This is a genomic window from Nocardioides sp., assembly GCF_035703625.1.
Classification (GTDB): domain Bacteria; phylum Actinomycetota; class Actinomycetes; order Propionibacteriales; family Nocardioidaceae; genus Nocardioides.
In genome coordinates, this window is sequence record NZ_DASSXS010000235.1 from 1 (window position 1) to 3,954 (window position 3,954).

Annotated in this window: 6 protein-coding genes; 2 read left to right on the forward strand and 4 right to left on the reverse strand. The window is 70.0% G+C overall.

What is annotated here, in order from left to right; all coding sequences use genetic code 11:
* Positions 1–148 precede the first annotated feature (148 nt).
* Both VFN12_RS12100 and VFN12_RS12105 read right to left on the reverse strand, forming a co-directional pair.
* Positions 149–760 carry a hypothetical protein gene (locus VFN12_RS12100; protein ID WP_325118947.1) on the reverse strand — a complete coding sequence of 204 codons (612 nt, stop codon included), beginning with the start codon at positions 758–760 and terminating at the stop codon, positions 149–151.
* Positions 761–842: 82 nt separating this feature from the next.
* Positions 843–2,225 carry an NAD-dependent malic enzyme gene (locus tag VFN12_RS12105; RefSeq protein WP_325118948.1) on the reverse strand — a complete coding sequence of 461 codons (1,383 nt, stop codon included), beginning with the start codon at positions 2,223–2,225 and terminating at the stop codon, positions 843–845.
* A 55-nt stretch (positions 2,226–2,280) separates the two neighbouring features.
* Here VFN12_RS12105 and VFN12_RS12110 point away from each other — a divergent pair, with 55 nt between their 5' ends.
* A complete protein-coding gene (locus tag VFN12_RS12110) occupies positions 2,281–2,589 on the forward strand; it encodes a GNAT family N-acetyltransferase (protein ID WP_325118949.1) in 309 nt (102 codons plus the stop codon).
* Here VFN12_RS12110 and VFN12_RS12115 read toward each other — a convergent pair.
* A complete protein-coding gene (locus VFN12_RS12115; RefSeq protein WP_325118950.1) occupies positions 2,586–3,071 on the reverse strand; it encodes a glutathione peroxidase in 486 nt (161 codons plus the stop codon). The two genes, VFN12_RS12110 and VFN12_RS12115, sit on opposite strands and share 4 nt — an antisense overlap.
* 81 nt (positions 3,072–3,152) lie before the next feature.
* Between VFN12_RS12115 and VFN12_RS12120 the strand changes: the two genes are divergently transcribed.
* Positions 3,153–3,311, forward strand: a complete 159-nt coding sequence (locus VFN12_RS12120; RefSeq protein WP_325118951.1) for a hypothetical protein — start codon at positions 3,153–3,155, stop codon at positions 3,309–3,311.
* A gap of 58 nt (positions 3,312–3,369) precedes the next feature.
* On the opposite strand, the gene VFN12_RS12125 is transcribed toward VFN12_RS12120, so the two are convergent.
* A partial coding sequence (locus VFN12_RS12125) for a hypothetical protein (protein WP_325118952.1) occupies positions 3,370–3,954 on the reverse strand: 585 nt, incomplete at its 5' end.

Consider the following 3,954-nt stretch of genomic DNA (forward strand, 5'->3'; position numbering starts at 1 on the left):
TGCGATCTGGTCGGTCATGTCCTGCCCCTCGCGGCTCGCGCGTGATCGGTTTACAAAACCATATGGTTTGTAAACCGATCTGGCAAGGGTCCCCGGAAATGCCGCTGACCCGCCCGAAACTTTCGGGCGGGTCAGCGCGGGTGGTGCGTCAGGCCGGGTAGCGGGCCGCGTCGACCTTGGTGTGGTAGTGACGGCCGGCCTTGCCGCCGGCCATCGCCGTGAGGGCCGTGGCCACGAGCAGGATGGCGCCGGCGATGATGGCGCCGATGCCGGCGTCCGCCGGTGCGTTGATGTCGGGCGGGTTCACCCGGTCCAGGACGTTGTACTGCTCGCCGAAGACCAGGCCCAGCACGACGGCCAGGATGGTCACGAGCAGGCCGATGATCCACACGCCCAGGCCCTGGCGTCCGCCATCGAAGCGCGACATCCGCCCGGCGACGTAGCCGCCGGCGTAGTAGGCGATCGCGAAGATCGCGATGACGGCGATGGCCGCGACCAGGCCTGCGGTGGCGCGGTCCGCCTCGACGTCCGACTCGGTCAGGTTGACCTCCTGGCCGACAGCGGCGGCGACGGCGCTCGCGATCGCGGCCAGCAGCACGGTCATCGCGATCGCGACCAGCCAGCCGAAGAAGGCCGCGCCCCAGTTGATGCCCCCGAACCGTTCGTGGGCGGCGGTGCGGTGCTCCGCCCTGATCTCCTCAGCCGTCGTCTCGTCGCGCTCTGCCTCGACTCGCTCGTCGGTGGTCCTGCGTCCGAACATCGTGGTGCCTCCCTGGTGCTGAAATTGGGCGTCCGACAACGTACCTGTCCCGGGAGGCGCCGGGCGAGCGGGCCACCCTCGGCTACTCGACCACCTTGCCGCTGATGGCGGCCGCGACGGCCTTGGGGACGTCGGTGTTGAAGACGGTGGGGATGATGAAGTTCGGGTTGAGCTCGTCGTCCTTGACGACCAGCGCGATCGCCTCGGCGGCGCGCAGCAGCATCTCGACGGTGATCTCCGAGGCGCGGGCGTCGAGCAGGCCGCGGAACACACCGGGGAACGCGAGCACGTTGTTGATCTGGTTGGGATAGTCGGACCGGCCGCTGGCCACCACCGCGGCGTACTTCTCCGCCTCCGCCGGATCCACCTCCGGATCCGGGTTGGCCAGGGCGAACACCACCGGATCGTCGGCCATGTCGGTGATCCACGCCGGGTCGAGCAGCCCGGGACCGCTGACGCCGATGAACACGTCGGCGCCGACCAGGCCGGTCTGCAGGTCGCCGCGGACCTTCCGCGGATTGGTGCGCGCCGCCAGCTCCGCCTTGGCCGGCGGCAAGGACTCGTCGTCGGAGGAGAGGCAGCCCTCGCGGTCCCACACCACGACGTCGGTCGCCCCGCCCGCCAGGAGCAGGGTGACGATCGCGGACCCGGCGGCGCCGGCACCCGCGACGACGATCCGGGTGTCGGGCAGGCTCTTCTTCACCACGCGCAGCGCGTTGGTGAGGGCCGCGGTGACGACGATCGCCGTACCGTGCTGGTCGTCGTGGAAGACCGGGATGTCCAGGCTCTCCCGGAGCCGGCGCTCGATCTCGAAGCACCGCGGCGCCGCGATGTCCTCGAGGTTGATGCCTCCGAAGCCGGGCGCGATCATCTCCACAGCCCGCACGATCTCGTCGGTGTCCTGGCTGGCCAGGCAAATCGGCCACGCGTCGATGCCGGCGAACCGCTTGAAGAGGGCGGCCTTGCCCTCCATCACCGGCAGCGCCGCCCCCGGTCCGATGTTGCCGAGACCCAGGACCGCGGAGCCGTCGGTCACCACCGCGACCGAGTTGCCCTTGATCGTCAGCTTGGGCACGTCGTCGGGGTTGTGGGCCAGTGCGAGGCTGACCCGGCCGACCCCGGGCGTGTAGGCCATCGACAGGTCGTCCCGGTTGCGCAGCGGGACCTTCGACGTGACCTCGATCTTGCCGCCGATGTGGAGGAGGAAGGTCCGGTCGCTGACCTTGTGGACCTCGACGTGCGGGACGTCGTCGGCGGCGGTGACGACCTGCTCGGCATGGGCGGAGTCGCTGGCCGAGCAGGTGACGTCGAGGACCAGGCGCTCGTGGCTGGACTCGGCGACGTCGATCGCGGTGACCACCCCGCCCGCGTGGGCGATGGCGGTGGCGACCGCGCCGACGATCCCGTGGTCGGGCGCGGTGTAGAGCCGCATGGTGATGGAGTACGACGAGGTGGTGGCGGCCATGCCTTCAGCCTGTCCTCATGGCGACCCCGGGGGCAAGTGACTACGGTCTCCGACCATGGCCACCCTGGTGCAGGACAACCCGGAACTGAACCGCTACGAGGTGTTCGAGGACGGCGAGCTGGCCGGTTTCTCGGAGTACACGCGATCGGAGACCTCGCTCGAGCTGAAGCACACCGAGGTGGACGACCGGTTCGAGGGCAGGGGCATCGGCTCCGCCCTGGCCCGGGGCGTGCTGGCCGCCGCCCGCGACGACGGGCTGGCCGTCCTGCCCTACTGCCCGTTCATGGCGGGCTACATCCGCAACCACCCCGACGAGTACCTCGACCTGGTCCCGTCCGACCGGCGGGCGAGGTTCCGCCTCTAGCCCGCCGGGCCGAGGGCGCGCTCGATGTCCTCGACCATCGCGTCGGGCTCCGTGGTCGGGGCGAACCTCGCGATCACCGCACCGTCGCGGCCGACGAGGAACTTGGTGTAGTTCCAGTTGATCCGGGCGCCGAGCAGCCCCTTCCTCTCGGACCGCAGCCAGCGGAAGAGCGGGTGCGTCTCGCGGCCGTTCACCGCCACCTTCGAGAACATCGGGAAGCTGACTCCGAAGTTGCGCTCGCAGACGGCCTGCATCTCCTCGTCCCCCAGGGGCTCCTGCCGGAACTGGTCGGACGGGAAGCCGAGGACGGTGAAGCCGCGGTCGACGTACCGCTCGTGCAACCGCTGGAGCCCGGGGAGCTGTGCCGCGTAGCCGCACTGCGAGGCGGTGTTGACGACGAGGACAACCTGGCCGTCGTACGCCGTCAGGTCGATGTCGCTGCCGTCGGGAGCACGGGCCGAGAAGTCGGCAAGTCGGGTCATGGGAGGGGTTCGGCGGGGGCTTCGCGACGGATTGGTCTGGACAGAGGTTTAGAACCCGAGTCGGCTGAGCAGACTTCACTCATGCTGATCATCGAGAGCCTGATGGCCCTGGTTACCGCCTTCGTCGTCGTGATCCCGCTTGCGATGGCTCTGATGATCATCGGTGCGCCGCAGCGCCGCGAGGCCGCGAAGGTCGTCGTGCGCTCGGACTCACCGACCGCGCGTCGGCCCCGGAGTTGAGCCCCCGAAGGCTCCGGGGCCGAACGCAGCCCTCCCCACCCGTCCCGTCGCCGCGGGGTCAGGGAACGATCCGGCCGCGCACTTCCGCCGGCTGCTGGTAACCCACCGGGTTGCGGTGACCGTCCAGGATCACCAGCACGTCTCGTTCGCCGGCGTCCAGGACGATCTCGTCCCCGTCGATGCCCGTGACCTCTCCCCGCACGAGATAGAGGTCCCCGTCGATCTGCTCGAGGACCCCGCCCGGCGGGCAGCGCTCGACATCGCCGATCGCCGCGATCCGGATCGGCACCGGCCGCCCCGGTCGGCTCCGCCACACGAGCAGCAGGATGGCGAGGATGATGGCGTCGGCGATCAGCGTGATGATGAGACCGAGCGGGTTGCGGACCTCGCCGTCGACGATGTGCGCGGCGGGACGGTCCTCGAGCACACGGACCGCGACCGTTTCCTGGGCTTCGGCGTTCTCGAAGGTCTCCTGGTCGACCTGGGCGCTCCACGGCGCCTGATCCGGGTCGACCGACTCCGGGAACCGAAACACCAGCCAGTAGTCGGGGTCGGCGGCGTCCCCCAGCCGGCGGGTGTCGAGGACCTCGGCCGTGGTGTCGGTGCCGTTGCGCTCCACCTGCCACCGGGTCCAGGTGCTGTG